We start from the raw sequence: 18,220 nt of genomic DNA, 5'->3' as shown, positions 1-18,220 counted from the left end.
ACTCCATGGCAACGACCACACCGGACGACGGTGTGCGGGGACCCGCGGGGCACCCCGCCCACGCCAAGCACGGCGGCGGAGGCCACCGCGGTCACCACGGCCACGGCTCCGACTCGACGGCTCCGATGACCCACCGGCAGATCATGGAGGCGCTGTCCGGGCTGCTGCTCGGCATGTTCGTCGCGATCCTCTCCTCGACGATCGTCTCGAACGCCCTCCCGGAGATCATCGCCGACCTCCACGGCAGCCAGTCCTCGTACACCTGGGTGGTCACCGCCGCCCTGCTGTCGATGACCGCCACCACCCCGCTGTGGGGCAAGCTCTCCGACCTGTTCAGCAAGAAGCTCCTGGTCCAGATATCGCTGGTCATCTATGTGGCCGGCTCGGTGGTGGCCGGACTCTCGCAGAGCGCGGGCATGCTGATCGCCTGCCGCGTGGTGCAGGGCATCGGAGTGGGCGGTCTGTCGGCCCTCGCCCAGATCGTGATGGCCGCGATGATCTCCCCGCGCGAGCGCGGCCGCTACAGCGGCTACCTCGGCGCGACCTTCGCGGTGGCGACCGTCGGCGGCCCGCTGCTGGGTGGCGTGATCACCGACACCTCCTGGCTCGGCTGGCGCTGGTGCTTCTACGTCGGCGTGCCGTTCGCCGTCATCGCGCTGATCGTGCTGCAGAAGACCCTGAAGCTGCCGGTCGTGAAGCGTGAGGTCAAGGTCGACTGGTCCGGCGCCTTCTTCATCAGCGCCGCGGTCTCGCTGCTGCTGATCTGGGTGACCTTCGCGGGTGACAAGTACGACTGGCTCTCCTGGCAGACCTACGCGATGGTCGGCGGCTCGATCGCCCTCGGACTGATCTTCATCCTGATCGAGAGCAAGGCCAGCGAGCCGATCATCCCGCTGCGGCTGTTCCGCAACAAGACCATCGCCCTCGCGTCGTTCGCCTCGCTGTTCGTCGGTGTCGCGATGTTCGTCGGAACCGTCTTCTTCAGCCAGTACTTCCAGCTGGCGCGGGACAAGACGCCGACCATGTCCGGCGTCATGACCATCCCGATGATCGGCGGCCTGTTCGTCTCCTCGACCGTCTCGGGCCAGGTCATCACCAAGACCGGCCGCTGGAAGGCCTGGCTGGTCACCGGCGGTGTGCTGGTCACCGCGGGCCTGGGGCTGCTGGGTACCATGCGGTACGACACGCCCTACTGGCACCTGGCCATCTTCATGGCGCTCATGGGCCTGGGCATCGGCATGATGATGCAGAACCTGGTGCTGGCCACCCAGAACCAGGTGGCCCCGCAGGACCTGGGCGCGGCCAGCGCCGTCGTCACCTTCTTCCGCTCCCTGGGCGGTGCGGTCGGCGTCTCGGCGCTCGGCGCGGTGCTCGGCAACCGCGTCACCGACTACGTCAAGGACGGCCTGACCGAACTCGGCCCCAAGGGCAAGGCGCTGGCCCAGAGCGGCGCGGGCGGTGGCGGGATCCCCGACCCGGACAAGCTCCCGGAGCCGCTGCGCACCATCATGGAGAGCGCCTACGGGCACGGCATCGCGGACGTCTTCATGTACGCCTCGGGGGCCGCGCTGCTGGCCTTCCTCATCACGGTGTTCATCAAGGAGGTCCCGCTGAAGACCCGGTCGGGTACCCAGGCAGCCGCTGCCTCGGATTCCTCTGGTTCCTCCGATTCCTCCGACGAGGCGGCCGAAGCCGCCCAGACCGCGGCCCCGGCGGACCAGGACCTGGTCCCGGCCTCCGCGGCCGCCATGGAGCAGCTCGAGCCCGCGCTCGTGGGCGCGCCGGCCGTCGACTCGTCCGACACCGCGTCGGGGTACGCCCTGGCGGACGCGGCCGCCACACAGCGGCTCGCCGCCTACGCCTCCGCCGGAGACGGCGGCGCGGACTACCGCCACCGGCAGGGTGTGCACGGTTTCGTACGGAACGCCGACCGCAGCGCGGTGCCGCGCGCCGCGGTCACGCTGATCTCGCTGAACGGGCGGCAGCTGGGCCGTTCGGTGGCGCACGTGGACGGCTCGTACGCCCTGGACGCGCCGGGCTCCGGCACCTACGTCCTGATAGCGGCCGCCGACGGCCACCAGCCGCAGGCGTCCACCGTCGTGGTCGGCGATGAACCGCTCGCCTTCGACGTCGTACTGACGGCGACCAGCGGCCTGGCGGGCACCGTACGCGGCGCCGCCGACGGGCAGCCGGTCGAGGCGGCGATGGTCGTGGTCACCGACGTCCGCGGCGAGGTGCTGGCCACCGGGAAAACCGGTCAGCACGGCGACTTCAGCTTCGAGGAGCTGGTCCCCGGGACCTTCACGGTCGCGGTGAACGCCGCCGGCTTCCGGCCCGCCGCGCTGCCCGTCGAGGTCGGCGCCCAGGGCCTGACCCGGGTCGAGATCGCGCTGCAGGCCGGTGCGCGGGTGCAGGGCGTGGTGCGGGCCGGGGCCGACCGGCGGCCGCTGCCGGACGCGCGGGTCACGCTGGTGGACGCGGCCGGGAACGTGGTGGCCACCGCGACGACCGGGGAGGACGGGGCGTACGCCTTCACCGACCTGGACGCGGGCGACTACACGGTCATCGCGAGCGGCTACCCGCCGGTCGCGGGCGCGCTGGCGGTCCAGGGACAGGGGGTCGACGGACACGACGTCGAGCTCGCCCACCCCGCCGACTGAGGGGCCTGACGGGCCCGACGGACCCCGGGGCCGGGACGGCGCCGAAGCGTCGGGCCCGAAACCCGGATCCTGGCGGACGGTGTATAGCAGGTGGAGAGCGAGCGTCTCGGATGAGCTCAGGTTTTCCTGGGCGGGTCTGAGTTTGCAGGTCTGCCCGAAAAGCGTCCTGTGGTGCGGTGCAGGGGGTTGGACTCCTGCGGGGGCCGTGTCCGGTCGCCGCTGGATGCGGCGGCGGTGCTCATCGTCTGCGGTGCCTGCCGCCTGTGGCGCCCCTGGCTGGGGCGATTCGGTGGCTGGAGCAGCCGCCCCGCCGGACGCTTGCCGCCCGGTGTGGACCCGGGCGGGGCGGGGACCCCGCGTCGCTGCCTGGGCACGGGGCGGATTCTCCATGGCCCGCCTCCCTGCGGCGGACCGTTCTCCCCATACAACGAGGACCTGGGGGCCAGGACACGGCCGAACTCCCGATCATCGGATCAGAGGGCACACAGCCAAAAACGCACAGCACAATCCCACACAGCACAGACGAGACAGCCCCGACAGAAACGGGAGCGGGAGCGAGAGCGAGAGGCGGCATGACGACCACTGCAGCAGGAACAGGCGGGAGCGCGGGCGGAGGGCTGCGCGCCCTGATCCGTACGCGCGACGGCTGGGCGGTGCAGCACGCCGTCCTGACGGTTACGGATATGACGGGCGCTCAGGTGCTGCGCGCCCAGGCCGACGAGGACGGTGCGGTGCGCACCCATGAGCCGCTCGCGCCCGGGCCGTACACGGTCATCGCCATTGCCGTGGGCTATGCCCCCGCCGCCTCGACCGCGATCGTCACGGCCTCGGGGCGCGCCGAGGTCGGGACGGTGGTGCTGGCGCGGCAGGGCGGGGTGGAGCTGCCGCCGCCCGGCGCGTGGACGATCGACCCGGCGCACTCGACGGTGGGGGCCGTCGCGCAGCACCTGGGCATCTCCAGCGTCCATGGCCGGTTCACGGAGTTCAGCGGGCGCATCGACATCGCCGAGGACATCGAGAAGTCCAGCGTCGAGGCGGTCATACAGGCCGCGAGCATCGACACGGGAAACGGCATGCGGGACGGCCATCTGAAGTCGGCCGACTTCCTGGACGTGGAGCGCTTCCCGGTCCTGACGTACCAGAGCACGGGGCTGTCCCCGGCCGGTGCCGACCGCTGGACGGTGCACGGCAAGCTGTCCCTGCACGGCGTGGTCCGGGAGGTCGACCTGGACCTGACGTATCTGGGGACGGGCCCCGACCCGTGGGGCGGGGTGCGGGCCGCCTTCCGGGCGACGGCGCAGCTGCGGCGCGAGGACTTCGCGATGAACTACAACCAGGTGGTCGCGGCGGGCATCGCCGCCATCGGCACGACCTTGCGGGTGGAGCTGGCCGTACAAGCAATTCAAGGGGGCCAGGCTGTACAGGGCGCCTGAGACCGCATATTCACCCCTCGCGGCCTCTGTCGCGGAGGGCCTCGATGCCGGCGATCGCACAGTCCAGGGCGAAGGCGAAGTCCCGCTCGCGCATCTCCTGGACGGTGCTGCCGCCCCGGGCCTCCATGATCGCGCGCGATTCGTCGAACTCCGGGCGGTCCTCGATGGTGGCCATCATCTCGCCGAAGAACTCGTCCTGGCTGACGCCCGCGGCCCGGCAGCGGGCGGCGAAGCGGCCCTCGATGGTGCCGAAGCCGTAGACGAACTGGAAGACGAGGGCCAGCGCGCCCGGCAGCTGTGCCGCGGGCAGACCGCTGTCGCGCAGCACGCGCTGCACGGCGGTGGAGAAGGCCATGGCGTTCGGCCCGATGTTCATGTACTCGCCGACCAGCGGGGGCAGCCAGGCGTGGGCGACCAGCAGCCTGCGGAATTCGGAGGCGATCTGACGCAGCTGATCGCGCCAGTCCTGCTTCTCGGTCTCCAGGTGCTCATAGCCCTCGACGGGGCCCAGGCTCCCCGCGGGGAGCGACATCTCGCCCATCGCCGCGTCGAGGGCGAGTTCGAGGAGCTGGTCCTTGGTCTCGACGTACCAGTAGACCGACATGGCGGTGACTCCCAGCTCGGCCGCCAGCCGGCGCATCGAGAATCCGGCCAGCCCCTCGGCGTCCAGCAATCGGACCGTGGCAGCGACGATCTTCACATGGTCGAGCCCGGCCGGCTGCTGATCCGTCCTGCGCTTCGTGGCCTTGCGCTCGGAGAGCCAGATGCTGGTCCGCGGACGGATGACACGGCTGCCTGCTGCCATGGCGCGCTCTCCTTCTTCCATGCGCCGGGGCCGCGCGGCTGGGGACACGTGGCCGGTGGCGTCGTACGTACCCGATGCTATGCCGCTGCAGTCTCCTGTGAAGATCGTTCGGCCCGGCGCAGCAGCACCGCCGTCAGCACACCGCCCGCCAGCACGGCCGCCGAGCCGACCAGCTGGCTGGTCTGCACGCCGGAGGCGAAGGCGTCCGTGACAGCGGCCCGGTCCTCGTCGGTGTGCGCCGCGGCGTAGGCGGCCGGGAGCGAGCCGGCCCCGGCGGCGGCCGCGGGCAGCAGCGCGCCGAACCGGGAGTTGAGGACCGCGCCGAGGACGGCCACCCCCAAGCCGTTGCCGAACTCGGCGAGCGTGCCGTTGACGCCCGCGCCCACCCCCGCTTTCTCCGGCGGGATCGCCGACATGATGGCCGTCGCCATCGCGGGCATGGCGACCGCGATGCCCGCTCCCATCACGAGCAGCCCGAGGAGCATCCCGCCGTAGCCGTCGGCGCCGAGCGTCGCGATGAGGGTCAGTCCCAGCGCCAGCAGGCCCATTCCGCAGAGGATGGTGGCCGGGGTGCCGAGCTTGGCCAGCAGCCGGGCGCCGACGCCCGAGAGGTTCAGCACCACGATCATCAACGCCAGCGGCGCGGTGCGCAGGCCCGCGCCCAACGGGTCGTATCCGAGCACGAACTGCAGATGCTGGGTGAGCAGGAAGAGTGAGCCGCTCATGCCGAAGGCGACGAGGATGCCGCCCGCGACGGCACCCACGAAGCGGCGGTCGCGGAAGAAGTGCATGTCCAGCATCGGGTAGGGGATCCGGCGCTCCCACAGCGCGAAGCCGGTCAGCACCGCCACGCCCACGAAGGCCGACAGCAGCACCCGCTGGGACGTCCAGCCGTGCCCGGGACCGGAGATGATCGCGAATACGACGCCGGTCATGCCGATCGTGGACAGCACCGCGCCGACCACGTCGGGCCGGTCGCCGGTGGGGTTCTTCGACTCCGGCACCAGCCAGACGACGGCGGCGAGGCCGAGCAGCGCGACCGGGAGGTTGATCAGGAAGATCGAGCCCCACCAGAAGTGTTCGAGGAGCGAGCCGCCGATCAGCGGGCCCGCGGCGAACCCGAGCGAACTGACCGCGCCCCACAGCCCGATGGCCTTGGGGCGTTCGCCCTCCTCGAAGATCTGTACGACCACGGCGAGGGTGGTGGTCATCAGCAGCGCCCCGCCGATCCCCATGCCCGCGCGGGCGGCGATCAGCTGGCCCGGTCCCTGCGCCAGCGAGGCGGCCAGCGAGCCGATCCCGAACAGGGCGAGCCCCGCGACGAGCATCTTCTTCCGGCCGTAGCGGTCGGCGGCGTTGCCCGCGGTGAGCAGCAACCCTGACTGGACGAGCGAGTAGGCGTTGATCATCCACTGGACGTCGGCCGTGGAGGCGTGCATCTCCTCGGTGAGGGAGGGGATCGCGACGTTGAGGATGGTGTTGTCGAGCAGCACGGTGAGCTGGGCGAGGCAGATGACGCCGAGAATCAGCCAGCGCTGGGGGTGCCCGCCCGCATGGTGGCCGGGCGGGGTATCGGACGTGGGGTCGGCGGTCTGCGCCGTCATGAACACTCCTCGCGCGCTTATACGGTGTATGGGTCCGGCTGGCGTCGTACACCGTACAAGGACTCCCTTACGCCGTACAGGAAATTATTGGGGCGAGGAACGCGTACGGGCCGGTGACCGAGGGAGGGGGAATCCCTCGGTCACCGGCCCGTGGACCGGTGCGTCAGCTGGAGGTCTTCGACGACTCCGAAGCCTTCTGGGTCAGGTCGTAGAGGGTGGTGCCGTCGACCGTGACCTTCTTGAAGTTGGCCTGGACCCACGAGCTGATCTGGGACGAGGTGCCGTTCCCGCCACCGGGACCGCCGCCCATGCCGCCCGAGCTGATGAAGTAGTAGATCTTGCCCTGCTTCACATAGGCCTTGAACTGCGCGAGGGTCGGGGACGGGTCGCTGCCGTTGAAGCCGCCGATGGCCATCACCGGGTCCTCGGTGGCGAGTTGGTAACCCGCGGCGTTCTGCGAGCCGATCGCCGCGGCGACCCAGGTGTAGTCGCCGGCGTTCTTCTCCAGCGCGGCCTTGACCTTGGAGCTGACGCTCGGGCCGTCCAGCAGACCGCCCATGCCGCCGCCCCGCCGGCCGCCTTCGCCCATGCCGCCGGGCATCTGGCCCTGGCCGTTCTGCCCCTGGCCGTTCTGCCCCTGGCCGTTGCCGTTCTGCTGGGGCCGGCCGCCACCCGGGAAGCCACCGTTCTGGCCGCCCAGCTGGCCGCCGGGGACCATGCCCCCGCCCGGCCCGCCGTTCTGGCCCTGACCGTTCTGGCCCTGACCGTTCTGCCCCAGACCGTTCTGGCCGTTCTGGCCGTTCTGGCCCTGAGCGTTGCCGTTCCGCATCCCCGGCGGGCCGCCGTTGCCCCCGTCCGGGAAGCCGCGGCCGCCTCTGGGGCCGCCCATGCCGCCCGACACCGCCGGACCAGCCGTGATAATCGAGCCGCGGTGCGGGGTGTCGACCGTGTTGAGCGTGTACGCGATGGGCCCGGCCAGCGACGCCGCGAGGCCGAGGCCCGCCACGCCCAGCGCCAGCCGTCCGCCCAGCCGCGCCGCGGCCAGCAGCCCGGCCGCCGCCGCGAGCCCGGCGATCAGCACCGCCCAGCGCAGCCAGGGGTGCCAGTCGGAGGAGCGGTTCAGCAGTACGTACGACCAGATGGCCGTCACCGCGACCGCGGCGGCGAGCACCATCGAGGCCGCGGCGGTGGACCGCCGCTCCCACAGCAGCGCCGCGCCCATGCCCACGATCGCCGCGATGTACGGCGCGAGCGCGATGTTGTAGTACTGGTGGAAGATCCCGGACATGAAGCTGAAGGTGGCGAAGGTCATCAGCATCGCCCCGCCCCACACCAGGAACGCCGCGCGCTGGGTGTCCGTGCGCCCCGCCCGCCACGTCAGCCAGATCCCCGCGAGCAGCAGGATGAAGGCCGCGGGCAGCAGCCAGGCGATCTGGCCGCCCATGTCGGAGCTGAAGAGCCGGTCGATGCCGGTCTCGCCCCACTGGCCGCCGCCGTTCCCGCCACCACCACCGCCGCCGACGCTGCCGGTCTCGTTGCCGTTGATCCGGCCCAGGCCGTTGTAGCCGAAGGTCAGCTCCAGGAAGCTGTTGTTCTGCGAGCCGCCGATGTACGGGCGTGAGGACTTCGGCCACAGTTCGACGATCGCGACCCACCAGCCGCCGGCGACGACCATCGCGAGCCCCGCGAACAGCAGTTGGCGGATCCGCTTGCCGAGCTTCGCGGGCGCGCACACCGCGTACACCAGCGCCAGCGGCGGCAGGATCAGCCACGCCTGCAGCGTCTTGGTCAGAAACCCGAACCCGAAGCAGACCCCCGCCAGCACCAGCCACTTGGTGCGGGCGTCCTCCAGCGCGCGCAGCACGCAGTAGACCGCCGCGACCATCAGCAGGCACAGCAGCGCGTCGGGGTTGTTGAACCGGAACATCAGCGCCGCGACCGGGGTCACCGCCAGCGTCGCCGCCGCGATGAGACCGGCGGCCGCGCTGAACCGGCGTCGCACCGCCGCGTAGAGCACACCGACCGTCGCCACGCCCATCAGCGCCTCGGGGACCAGGATCGCCCAGGAGCTCAGGCCGAACACCCGCACCGACAGGGCCATCGGCCACAGGGCGGCCGGGGGCTTGTCGACGGTGATGGAGTTCCCGGCGTCGGAGGAGCCGAAGAAGAACGCCTTCCAGCTCTCGCTGCCCGCCTGCACGGCGGCCGAGTAGAACTGGTTCGCGTAGCCGGACGCGCCCAGGCTCCACAGGTAGAGCACGGTGGTGACGGCCAGCAGACCCCACAGGGCGGGCCGCGCCCAGCGCGGGTCCTCGGGCCGGCCCCGCCACGCCCGGGCCAGGCGCGAGCCCTCCGGGGCCTCCGGCCGCGCGGGGGGTGCGGCCGGGGGAGTCGGGGGCGGCGGCCCCGCCGCACGGAAGCCCTGGTCGTACGTCGTCATCGGGTGTTCCTAGAGTCGTGGTCGGTCAGGTGGTGGTCGATGGCGATCCCGCTGTCCAGGCTGATCGGGCTGATCACGCTGTCCGGGCTGATCAAGCTGTCCGGGCTGTCCGAGGGGAAGACCCAGGCCCGGAAGAGCAGGAAGCGCAGGACGGTCGCGGCGAGGTTGGCCGCGATCAGGACGGCGAGTTCGGTGCTGTGCGCCGGGGTGCCGGAGGCGGCGGCGTCCAGGGCGGCCAGGGAGCCGCTGGTCAGGGCGAGGCCGATGCCGAACACCACCAGCCCTTGAGCCTGGTGCCGCATCGCCCGGTCCCGGCCGCGTACGCCGAAGGTGAGCCTCCGGTTGGCCGCGGTGTTGCCGAGCGCCGACAGCAGCAGGGCCAGCGCGTTGGCGATCTGCGGGCCCATGCCCAGCCGGAAGAGGGAGTAGAGCAGCAGGTAGACGAGCGTGCTGAGCGCGCCCACCACGCAGAAGCCGACCAACTGCCGGGCCAGCCCGCCCGGGACCCCGTTCAGCCCGCGGTCGCGCGGGTCGTCGCCGAAGGGGCGGCGCAGCCGGTCCAGCGGCAGCGCGCCGGTGGCCAGCGCGCGGCCCACCCGCCAGACGCCCTTGAGGTCATCGGTGGCCGTCTTCACGATGTGGACCGTGCTGTTGGGGTCGTCGACCCAGTCCACCGGCACCTCGTGGATGCGCAGCCCCGCCCGCTCGGCCAGTACCAGCATCTCCGTGTCGAAGAACCATCCGGTGTCCTCGACCAGCGGCAGCAGCCGCTCGGCGACGTCCTTGCGGATCGCCTTGAAGCCGCACTGGGCGTCGGAGAAGCGGGCGGCCAGGCTGCCCCGCAGGATGAGGTTGTACACGCGCGAGATGAACTCCCGCTTGGGACCCCGCACCACACGCGAGCTGCGCGCCAGCCGCGACCCGATCGCCAGGTCGGAGTGGCCGGAGATGAGCGGGGCCACCAGCGGCAGCAGCGCGTTCAGATCGGTGGACAGATCGACGTCCATGTACGCCAGCACCGGCGCCTGCGACATCGACCAGACCGTGCGCAGGGCCCGTCCGCGCCCCTTCTGCTCCAGCCGGACCGCGGTGACCTCGTCGATGGCGTCGTCGAGGTAGGCGGAGATCTCGGGGGTGCGGTCCGTGCTGGCGTTGTCCGCGATGGTGATGCGGAAGGCGTACGGGAAGGTGCGGGCCAGGTGGTCGTGCAGCCGCCTCACGCACCGCTCGAGGTCGGCCTCCTCGTTGTACACGGGGACCACGACGTCGAGCACCGGCTGGCTCCGGCCGACCGTCACATGCGCGCGTGCGGGCAACGTCTGCAGGGGTGTCTCGGGCGGTGCCTCGAGAGGTGTGTGAGTTCGCATGTGACCGACATTCGCGAGCGGCGCTGTCATGGCTGTGTGGTCAGCCTGTGCCGTGGCTGTGAGTGGGTTACGGACTGGTGAACGGGGAGCTGTACGGGCAGGTGGACGCCGAAGACGGTGCGGCCCGGAACGCTGTCCACCGTCACCTGACCGCCGTGCGCCGTGACCACGGCGTGCACGATGGCGAGGCCGAGCCCCGTGCTCCCGGCGGCGCGTGAGCGCGAGGCGTCGCCGCGGGCGAAGCGTTCGAAGACATGCGGCAGGAGGTCGGGCGGGATGCCCTGCCCGTCGTCCTCGACCTCCAGGGACACACAGGGCGCGGGATACGGGGATGGATGCGCAGTTGGGCACGGGGCGGGATACGGGGTGGGGTACGCGGCCGGGTACGGCGCCCCATGCCCGGCCCCGTACGCACCGCGCCACAGCACGCGTGCGGTGACCGTCGTCCCGGGGGGCGTGTGGGTACGGGCGTTGGCGAGCAGGTTGACCAGGACCTGGCGCAGCCTGGCGTCGTCGCCGTATACGGCCGCGGGGTCGTCCGGCAGCTCCAGGCGCCACTTGTGGTCCGGCCCGGCCGCCCGGGCGTCGCTGACCGCGTCGACCACCAGGGGTGACAGATCCACCTCCGCGCGCTCGACGGGACGGCCCGCGTCGAGGCGCGCCAGCAGCAGCAGGTCCTCGACCAGGCCGGTCATCCGCGCCGCCTCGGACTCGACCCGGCCGAGAGCGTGGCGGGTGTCGGGCCCGATCTCCTCGCGGCCGCGTCTGGTCAGCTCGGCGTAGCCGCGGATCGAGGCGAGCGGGGTGCGCAGCTCATGGCTGGCGTCGGCGACGAACTGGCGTACCCGCGTCTCGCTCTCCTGGCGGGCCGCGAGCGCCGACTCCACATGCCCGAGCATGCGGTTCAGGGCCGCTCCGACCTGGCCGACCTCGGTGCGCGGGTCGGCCTCGGACGGCGGCACCCGCTCGCTCAGGGCCACCTCGCCGCTGTGCAGCGGGAGTTCGGAGACGCGGGTGGCGGTGGCCGCCACCCGGCGCAGCGGGCGCAGCGAGATGCCGACCATGGCGGCGCCGGCGATCCCGGCGGCGACCAGCCCCGCGGCGGTGACGGAGACCTCGGCGAGGATGAGGGTGTCGATGGTGTTCTGCGCCTCGGCCGTCGAAATGCCGACGAGGAAGTCGCCGTGGCCCCCGGTGACGTACTTGACGCGGTACTCGCCCTTGCCGGGGATGTCGACGGTGTGCTCGGCCCTGTCCCGCGGGACTTCCCTCAGCGCCTTTCGCTGAGCGTCGGTCAGATCACTGCCGGAGATATTGGGCTCACCCGTGCTCGACTCGTGCTGGGAGCTGATCGCGCCGTCGCCGAGCGCGCTGCCCTCGACTTTTACGGCGACGGTCCCCACCGGCTGGCCCGGCCCGGCGACGACGTCGCGGATGTCGTCCTTCCACTGGCCCCCGGACCGCGGGTCCTTGCCGATGTCGAAGGGCGGGCCGGCGACGCGCATCGAGACGCCGGAGAGCTGCTTGTCCACCTGGTCGTACAGATAGGTGTGGAGGGCGATCGTGGTGACCGTGCCGATGACGGCACAGACGACGGCGATCAGCCCGACCGCGGAGAAGACGAGCCGGGTGCGCAGCGACCACGGCCTGCGGCGGCGGCGCGCGGACCGCCTGCCGGGCGGCGCAGACGCGGAGGCCGGCCGAGAACCGGAGGCCGGCTGGGATGCGGGAAACGGCTGGGGTGCGGGAAACGGCTGAGGCCCGGCGGCCGGCTGAGGTCCGGACGGCTGGGGCACGGCGGGCACACCGGCGGCAGGGGAGAACGCCACGATCCGGCTCGCCTACTCGCCCGGCTTGATCAGATACCCCGCACCGCGCCGGGTGTGGATCATCGGACTGCGCCCCACGTCGATCTTTCGACGCAGATAGGAGATATACAGCTCGACGACGTTGGCCTGGCCACCGAAGTCATAGCTCCACACCCGGTCGAGGATCTGGGCCTTGCTGAGCACGCGGCGCGGATTGCGCATCAGATAGCGCAGCAGCTCGAACTCGGTCGCGGTCAGATGGATCTCCTGACCGGCCCGCGAGACCTCGTGGCTGTCCTCGTCCAGGACCAGGTCGCCGACGGTCAGCAGCGACTCGCTGCGCGCCGCCGCGGCCCCCGACCTGCGCAGCAGGCCGCGCAGCCGGGCGACGACCTCCTCCAGGCTGAAGGGCTTGGTGACGTAGTCGTCGCCGCCCGCGGTCAGCCCGGCGATCCGGTCCTCGACCGCGTCTTTCGCGGTCAGGAAGAGGACCGGCACCTCGGGAAGCTCGTTGCGAACCCGCCCCAGCAGCGTGAGCCCGTCCATGTCGGGCAGCATGATGTCCAGGATGACGGCGTCCGGGCGCAGCTCGCGGGTGATCCGCTGCGCCTCCGCGCCGTTGCCGGCCGTCCGCACCTCCCAGCCCTCGTAGCGCAGCGCCATCGAGAGCAGGTCGGCGAGGGCCGACTCATCGTCCACAACCAGCACCCGGACGGGGCTCCCGTCGGGTCGGAGCAGTTCGGAACGCCCATGGGGCGAGGTCGCCTTCATGGTTCTCACCTTCGGGCGGCCGTCTGAGAGCCTGCTTTCGGCTTTCTGTGAATAGCCTGAGAATCCTGTGCGGTCCCCGTATGGCCGGTGTGGCCGCATCGGACCCGCTCAGGTGAGAATCCCGCGCCGAATCGTCGTACGGCCGCGCGGCGAGGAACAACCGGATGCCACCTCCGGTTGAATGCCCCTATGGCCTCTCACGACACACAAGGCAAGACGCCCGGGACGACGTCCGGCACGACGCCCGGCAGGGCACTCGCCACCACGCTGGGCAGGACGGGCATCTGGACCGGTGCCCTCCGCACGACCGACCCCGCGGACCACGGAGCGATCAGGGACGCCGCGGCCGAGGTGGACGAGCTGGGGTACGGAGCGCTGTGGCTCGGCGGCAGCCCCGCGCCGGACCAGGCCGCCTTGCTCCTGGAGGCGACCTCCCGGACCACGGTCGCGACCGGCATCCTCAGCATCTGGAACCACGAGGCGGCCTATGTGGCCGAGCGCCACGCCGCCCTCGACGCGGCTCACGGCGGCCGCTTCCTGCTCGGCCTCGGGGTGAGCCACGGTCACATGGTCAAGCAGTACGCCCGCCCGTACACGGCGATGCGGGAGTACCTGGACGGCCTCGACGCCGCGCCGACCCCGGTCCCCGCCTCCCGCCGGGTGCTGGCCGCCCTCGGCCCGAAGATGCTGGGGCTGTCCCGCGACCGCGCGGCCGGCGCCCATCCGTACCTGGTCACGCCCGAGTTCACCGCCGAGGCCCGGGAAATCCTGGGCGCCGGCCCTCTCCTCGCCCCGGATCTCAAGGTCGTCCTCGAACCGGACCTCGACCGCGCCCGCGCCACCGCCCGTGGCTATCTCTCCTTCTACCTCTCGATGGCCAACTACACCAATAACCTCCTTAGGTTGGGCTTCTCCGAGGACGACTTCCGCGACGGCGGAAGCGACCACCTCGTCTCGTCCGTCTTCGCCCTCGGCGACGCCGAGGCGATCCGCCGCCGCGTCGACGAGTTCCTGGCGGCGGGTGCGGACCACCTGGCGGTCCAGGTCGTGACCGACGATCCCCTGAACGACATCCCGCTGGCCCAGTGGCGCACTCTGGCCGAGGCCCTGCCGCTCGGCCACGACGGCTGAGCCCGGCCCGATCCCGCGCGGACCGCACCCGCACCAGACCCGTCGGCCTTCCGCTCCGCTCACGGCTCACGGCTGGGGCGGGCCCACCCCCGTCGGGCCCGCCCCAGCCGCCGCCGGGTCAGCCGGAGGCCACGGCCCCGGCCCGCTCATGGGCGTACGCCCGCTCCGCCTTCGCCACATGCACGCCGTACGCGTCGTACCGCTCCGCGCGGCCACGGCGCCGCACCGGCATGTCCTCCCCTCCTCGGGGACGGTGACGACCACTGCCCAAGCAGCATGGCACCCCCCACTGACAATCGCCCTGACCTGGTGATTCGCCGTTCTCTGAGCGCGCGGGCGGCGGAAACCCCCGGGCTCCCGGCGGCGCGTCACGACCCCGTCCCAGGCCGGCTGCGAGTTGGTATCGGCCTCCGCGAGGTCTTTTGTCACGACCATGATGATCTGCAGTACAAGATCACCGCGCTCTTCATGACGACGCGACGGCCGGCAACCGACCACCGCAAAGGGACCGACCACGTGCTCAACCGCTCCGCCCGCACCCGTACCACCGCCCTCGCCTGCGCGGCCGGCCTCGCCCTGCTCGTCGCCACCGGCTGCGAGGAGGACGCCGCCTCCGGAAAGCCGGGGGATGGCAAGGGACCAGCGGCCTCGGCGGGCGGGGCGCTCGACGGCGGCAGGCCCCTCGCTCTCGGCAAGGCCGCCGCGATCACGTACAAGGGCGGCTCGGACAACGCCCGGGGCACCCTGAAGGTCGCGGCACAGAGCGTGGTGAAGGGCTCCCGGGCGGATCTGCCCAAGTCCTCGCTCCAGGCCGCGGACCGGAAACTGCAGCCGTACTACGTCACCATGACCTTCAAGAACATCGGCGACGCCTCCATCCACTACCCCTTCCTGAACACCCCCACCAGCCTGGAGGACAGCGGCGGCACGCCCCAGGAGGTCCTGATCACCGCGGACGAGGGGGTGAAGCGGTGCCCTGGCAAGGACCCGGACGACTTCGGGACGGGCGACACCGCCACGCTCTGCAAGGTCTTCCTGCTGCCGAAGGGCGCCACCCCGGCCACCGTCACCTACGCCACGGGGGACGGCACCGAGAGCCCCGTGTCCTGGAAGGTCCCGATGGAGTGAACGGCCGAGGGCCCGGCACTGGTGTGCCGGGCCCTCGTACGAGTAGCGGGGACAGGATTTGAACCTGCGACCTCTGGGTTATGAGCCCAGCGAGCTACCGAGCTGCTCCACCCCGCGTCGGTAGTTGGAACTCTACGTCATTCCGAGCGTCCAGGGAAATCCGTTCCCTCCCCCAGTTACTTTGCAACGACGCGGTCTCAGCCTCGCTTCGAGTGGATCATCGCCTCTGGCCTGGGGCTTTGTCACAGTCATGATGTGTGCACGGCACAACCACGGGCCAGCGCATCCGGCCCGGCCACGACGACATCAGCTCAGACGAAATCAACTCAACGGGGACCGATTCATGCGTATCCGATCCACGCGTAACCGCACCGCCGTCGCCGTCCTGTGTGCCGCCGGCTTCGCCCTCGTCGCGACCGGCTGCAACGACAACCTTGCCCAGGACGGCGGCAGCGAAACGCCCTCCAAGGCCCCGAAGAAGCCGTCCGCCTCCGCCAGCAAGGCGGTCGACTCCGACGCGGGCAAGACCCTCGCCCTGGGCGAGACCACCCCGATCACCTACAAGCGCTCGGACAAGACGGGCACGCTGAGGATCGCGGCGAAGAGCGTGGTGAAGGGCGCCCAGTCCGACCTGGACAAGGTGGCCCTCAAGGCCGAGGAGCGGAAGCTTCAGCCGTACTACGTCACGATGAGCTTCGAGAACATCGGCAAGAACTCGATCAAATACCCCTTCCTGAGCTCCCCCACCAACCTGCGTGACAGCCGCGGCGAGGACGGCAAGTCCCTCATCACCCTGGACGGCGATGTCGCCAAGTGCCCCGGCGAGGACCCGGACGACTTCAACAAGGGCAACACCGCCACGCTCTGCAAGGTCTTCCTGTTGCCCTCGGGCGAGACCCCGTCGGTCGTCTCGTACACGGGTGACTTCGACAAGGAGCCGGTGTTCTGGAAGGTGGGGGAGAACTGACGGGCGACCGACAGGCGAGAGGACTGACAGGCGACGGGAGACCGACGCTGTCTCCCCCTCCACCCCGCCGGGAGGGCGGTTCCGGACACCGGAGCCGCCCTCCCGGCGTATCACGGCACCCACAGGATGGCCCGGCCGCCGTCCGACCGGGTGACGCTTTGCGCAAACGGGTGATTCAGGTGGTTTTCCTGTTGTCAGGTGGAAGGAAAAAAGCGGCATTCATGCGCGAACAAGACGCATGAGCACCAGGGAGGAAAGATGCCGATACACGCGAGCGCGCTTGTGCGCGGCGGCGCCGTACTGGCCACCGCCGCGGCGACCGTCGCCATGCTGGCCACCCCCGCCCAAACCACCGAAGCCCGAGCCCACGCCGGGGGGACGGGCGGTGGGAAGGAAGCCGAGACCAGGCAGATCGCGTCCTCGATCCTGGACGCGGACGAGAACGTCAAGTTCACTCTGACCGCCATCCGGTCCACCGCCGACCCGCTGAGAGCCACCGTCCGTCTGAAGGCCTTCGCTCGCCAGCACGGCCGATTCGTACTGTCGGACCAGGTACGGGTCGGTGCGGTGGACAGCTGGTTCTGGTTCCCGGTCACCGGGCGGGGCGCGATCTGCGAGTTCTCGACGGCGAGCACCAACCCCGCCCCTGTCGCCGTAAGCCTGCTGATCACCCCCGCGATCGGCTGCTCGCCGCCTGAGCGCTTCGAGCTACGAGACGGGAAGTTCGAAGCCGACAGCCCCACCGCGCGGTCACCACACGGCGGAGTGAGCACCGGCGGTGGCGGCATGGCCGCCGCACGGACCGCCGCCCGGGAGGCGCCGGCCGACGCGTAGGGCCTGGGGTCCGTGCCCCGGAGCCAAGGCCGTTGAACCGAGATCCGGCTCGGTAGCTTCGCCACCGAGCCGGATCCGGTGAGGTCAGGGCTCGACCGTGGAACCGGACAGGACGCGTGGGCAGGTGGGGGTCACGTCTCTCTCATGCCCGCCTGAACGCAGCCGGTACTCGGGAGGACGGCGCGGTGAGTCGGCTCAGTAGCGGTGGTTGGGCCAGTGCGGGTCTTCCCAGCGAGCAGGACCAGTGACTCCTATCAGCCGTATTTGGTGCAGCAGCTCCGCGGGGACGTTCCGCGTTCGCAGCCGTGCAGGGGCGTGACGGACCAGCCAGGCCGCGAGCTCGGTGCGCAGGACATCCGCGTTCTCCCGCGTGTCCCATGGAAGTTGGTCGCCCAGCAAGTCGTACTCCCAGTGAGCAGCCGCTTCGGCCAGGTGCCGGTCGGCAACGGGGTGATCGAGTGCCTCCCAGGTGCTGAGCCACGGGCCGAGCGTGGCCGATGCCTCGGCGCACAGCGCGAGGACCTCATACACGGGGACAGCGGGATCCGTCTCGGTGAGGCTGTGACCCCACCAGGCGTGCAGGGACTCCCACACCGCCGCTCTCTGGCTCCCGGGCCACTGCTGCCAGTGGCCACGAGCGAACGTATGCCCGACCTCCTCCATGCCGAACATGGGCTCCGCGAGGCCGCTGACCAGCGCCCTGGCGAATTGAGGCAGGATCCGGCGCAGCACCGCCCCGTGGTCGTTCCAGTCCGGGGCACTCCAGGTGCGGTGCAGAAGGTCCGGGGTGAGTTCCACCTCCGCGACCTTCAAGAGCGCAAGCTCTTCTTCGCTGCCCCAGTGGCAGTCACACTGGGTCTCGTCGCTGCGGGCGGTCATACCTCGAAAGGTGACGTCCAAGCAGTCCAGAGCGCGGTCGAGTCGGCGTCGTGTGGAAGTAGCGTCGAGGGTCATCGTTGTCGGCACAGCCCTAGGAGACTCCGGGCGGCTTCCACCAACCGAAGATCCCAACCCTACCCACGCCCCCAGCCGACTGATGTCACCGCATATCCGGTGGGCCGAGGGTGGTACGGGCGCCCGCCGCCAAGCATCGCCACCCGGCCCGAAAACCAGTGGAGCCGCACTCCCGTATGCCGTTACCGTGCTTTTGCCCATAGTCACCCTGTCAAGGACGTGCCGTTGTACACCAAGTGAGACCCCCCAAGCGCTGATCCGTCGCGCGTCGCACATGTGCGCCGTGCCCCTTTTCGCTGCGGTCTTCTCACTGGAACC

Annotated in this window: 13 protein-coding genes and 1 tRNA gene; 6 read left to right on the top strand and 8 right to left on the bottom strand. The window is 71.0% G+C overall.

Annotated features, from left to right (window positions below; translation table 11 throughout):
• The first annotated feature begins 5 nt into the window (after positions 1–5).
• Positions 6–2,660, top strand: a complete 2,655-nt coding sequence (locus PV419_RS15695; RefSeq protein WP_319689008.1) for an MFS transporter — start codon at positions 6–8, stop codon at positions 2,658–2,660.
• 572 nt (positions 2,661–3,232) lie between these two features.
• Positions 3,233–4,093 (top strand): YceI family protein, encoded by an 861-nt coding sequence (locus PV419_RS15690; protein ID WP_319689006.1) that lies wholly within the window; start codon positions 3,233–3,235, stop codon positions 4,091–4,093.
• Between the two features lie 10 nt (positions 4,094–4,103).
• Here the strand turns inward: PV419_RS15690 and PV419_RS15685 are convergent, their stop codons facing one another.
• The 6 genes from PV419_RS15685 to PV419_RS15660 form a co-directional block, all read right to left on the bottom strand.
• Positions 4,104–4,898, bottom strand: coding sequence for a TetR/AcrR family transcriptional regulator (locus PV419_RS15685; RefSeq protein ID WP_319689004.1), 795 nt, complete (start codon positions 4,896–4,898; stop codon positions 4,104–4,106).
• 77 nt (positions 4,899–4,975) lie between these two features.
• Positions 4,976–6,502 (bottom strand): MFS transporter, encoded by a 1,527-nt coding sequence (locus PV419_RS15680; RefSeq protein ID WP_319689002.1) that lies wholly within the window; start codon positions 6,500–6,502, stop codon positions 4,976–4,978.
• Between the two features lie 163 nt (positions 6,503–6,665).
• Positions 6,666–8,942 carry an ArnT family glycosyltransferase gene (locus PV419_RS15675; RefSeq protein WP_319689001.1) on the bottom strand — a complete coding sequence of 759 codons (2,277 nt, stop codon included), beginning with the start codon at positions 8,940–8,942 and terminating at the stop codon, positions 6,666–6,668.
• Positions 8,939–10,309, bottom strand: coding sequence for a bifunctional glycosyltransferase family 2/GtrA family protein (locus PV419_RS15670; RefSeq protein WP_319689000.1), 1,371 nt, complete (start codon positions 10,307–10,309; stop codon positions 8,939–8,941). The genes PV419_RS15675 and PV419_RS15670 overlap by 4 nt, the downstream gene beginning before the upstream one ends.
• 26 nt (positions 10,310–10,335) lie before the next feature.
• Positions 10,336–11,946: a HAMP domain-containing sensor histidine kinase gene (locus PV419_RS15665; protein ID WP_319689099.1), complete on the bottom strand. Its 1,611-nt coding sequence runs from the start codon at positions 11,944–11,946 to the stop codon at positions 10,336–10,338.
• A gap of 204 nt (positions 11,947–12,150) precedes the next feature.
• Positions 12,151–12,888 carry a response regulator transcription factor gene (locus PV419_RS15660; RefSeq protein WP_311726135.1) on the bottom strand — a complete coding sequence of 246 codons (738 nt, stop codon included), beginning with the start codon at positions 12,886–12,888 and terminating at the stop codon, positions 12,151–12,153.
• A 189-nt stretch (positions 12,889–13,077) separates the two neighbouring features.
• Here PV419_RS15660 and PV419_RS15655 point away from each other — a divergent pair, with 189 nt between their 5' ends.
• Together PV419_RS15655 and PV419_RS15650 are read left to right on the top strand one after the other, a co-directional pair.
• On the top strand, positions 13,078–14,019 hold the full coding sequence (locus tag PV419_RS15655; RefSeq protein WP_319688997.1) for an LLM class F420-dependent oxidoreductase: 942 nt from the start codon (positions 13,078–13,080) through the stop codon (positions 14,017–14,019).
• Between the two features lie 468 nt (positions 14,020–14,487).
• A complete protein-coding gene (locus tag PV419_RS15650) occupies positions 14,488–15,147 on the top strand; it encodes a hypothetical protein (RefSeq protein ID WP_319688996.1) in 660 nt (219 codons plus the stop codon).
• Positions 15,148–15,190: 43 nt separating this feature from the next.
• Here the strand turns inward: PV419_RS15650 and PV419_RS15645 are convergent.
• Positions 15,191–15,264 (bottom strand) — tRNA-Met (locus tag PV419_RS15645).
• 226 nt (positions 15,265–15,490) lie between these two features.
• Between PV419_RS15645 and PV419_RS15640 the strand changes: the two genes are divergently transcribed.
• Both PV419_RS15640 and PV419_RS15635 read left to right on the top strand, forming a co-directional pair.
• Positions 15,491–16,114, top strand: coding sequence for a hypothetical protein (locus PV419_RS15640; protein WP_319688995.1), 624 nt, complete (start codon positions 15,491–15,493; stop codon positions 16,112–16,114).
• 258 nt (positions 16,115–16,372) lie between these two features.
• Entirely contained in the window at positions 16,373–16,948 is a 576-nt protein-coding gene (locus tag PV419_RS15635; protein ID WP_319688993.1) for a hypothetical protein, read from the top strand.
• A gap of 195 nt (positions 16,949–17,143) precedes the next feature.
• On the opposite strand, the gene PV419_RS15630 is transcribed toward PV419_RS15635, so the two are convergent.
• Positions 17,144–17,902, bottom strand: coding sequence for a hypothetical protein (locus PV419_RS15630; RefSeq protein WP_319689097.1), 759 nt, complete (start codon positions 17,900–17,902; stop codon positions 17,144–17,146).
• Between the last annotated feature and the right edge of the window lie 318 nt (positions 17,903–18,220).

This window comes from Streptomyces sp. ME19-01-6, assembly GCF_033793745.1.
Lineage (GTDB): Bacteria > Actinomycetota > Actinomycetes > Streptomycetales > Streptomycetaceae > Streptomyces.
This window is presented reverse-complemented; position numbering and strand designations above follow the sequence as displayed.

What these genes read in the sequence shown, in the direction of transcription:
- PV419_RS15695 (WP_319689008.1), top strand. Translation starts at nt 6, where the DNA reads ATGGCAACGACCACACCGGACGACGGTGTGCGGGGACCCGCGGGGCAC.
- PV419_RS15630 (WP_319689097.1), bottom strand. Translation starts at nt 17,902, where the DNA reads ATGACCCTCGACGCTACTTCCACACGACGCCGACTCGACCGCGCTCTG.
- PV419_RS15685 (WP_319689004.1), bottom strand. Translation starts at nt 4,898, where the DNA reads ATGGCAGCAGGCAGCCGTGTCATCCGTCCGCGGACCAGCATCTGGCTC.
- PV419_RS15675 (WP_319689001.1), bottom strand. Translation starts at nt 8,942, where the DNA reads ATGACGACGTACGACCAGGGCTTCCGTGCGGCGGGGCCGCCGCCCCCG.
- PV419_RS15660 (WP_311726135.1), bottom strand. Translation starts at nt 12,888, where the DNA reads ATGAAGGCGACCTCGCCCCATGGGCGTTCCGAACTGCTCCGACCCGAC.
- PV419_RS15635 (WP_319688993.1), top strand. Translation starts at nt 16,373, where the DNA reads ATGCCGATACACGCGAGCGCGCTTGTGCGCGGCGGCGCCGTACTGGCC.
- PV419_RS15670 (WP_319689000.1), bottom strand. Translation starts at nt 10,309, where the DNA reads ATGCGAACTCACACACCTCTCGAGGCACCGCCCGAGACACCCCTGCAG.
- PV419_RS15680 (WP_319689002.1), bottom strand. Translation starts at nt 6,502, where the DNA reads ATGACGGCGCAGACCGCCGACCCCACGTCCGATACCCCGCCCGGCCAC.
- PV419_RS15640 (WP_319688995.1), top strand. Translation starts at nt 15,491, where the DNA reads ATGCGTATCCGATCCACGCGTAACCGCACCGCCGTCGCCGTCCTGTGT.
- PV419_RS15655 (WP_319688997.1), top strand. Translation starts at nt 13,078, where the DNA reads ATGGCCTCTCACGACACACAAGGCAAGACGCCCGGGACGACGTCCGGC.
- PV419_RS15690 (WP_319689006.1), top strand. Translation starts at nt 3,233, where the DNA reads ATGACGACCACTGCAGCAGGAACAGGCGGGAGCGCGGGCGGAGGGCTG.
- PV419_RS15650 (WP_319688996.1), top strand. Translation starts at nt 14,488, where the DNA reads ATGACGACGCGACGGCCGGCAACCGACCACCGCAAAGGGACCGACCAC.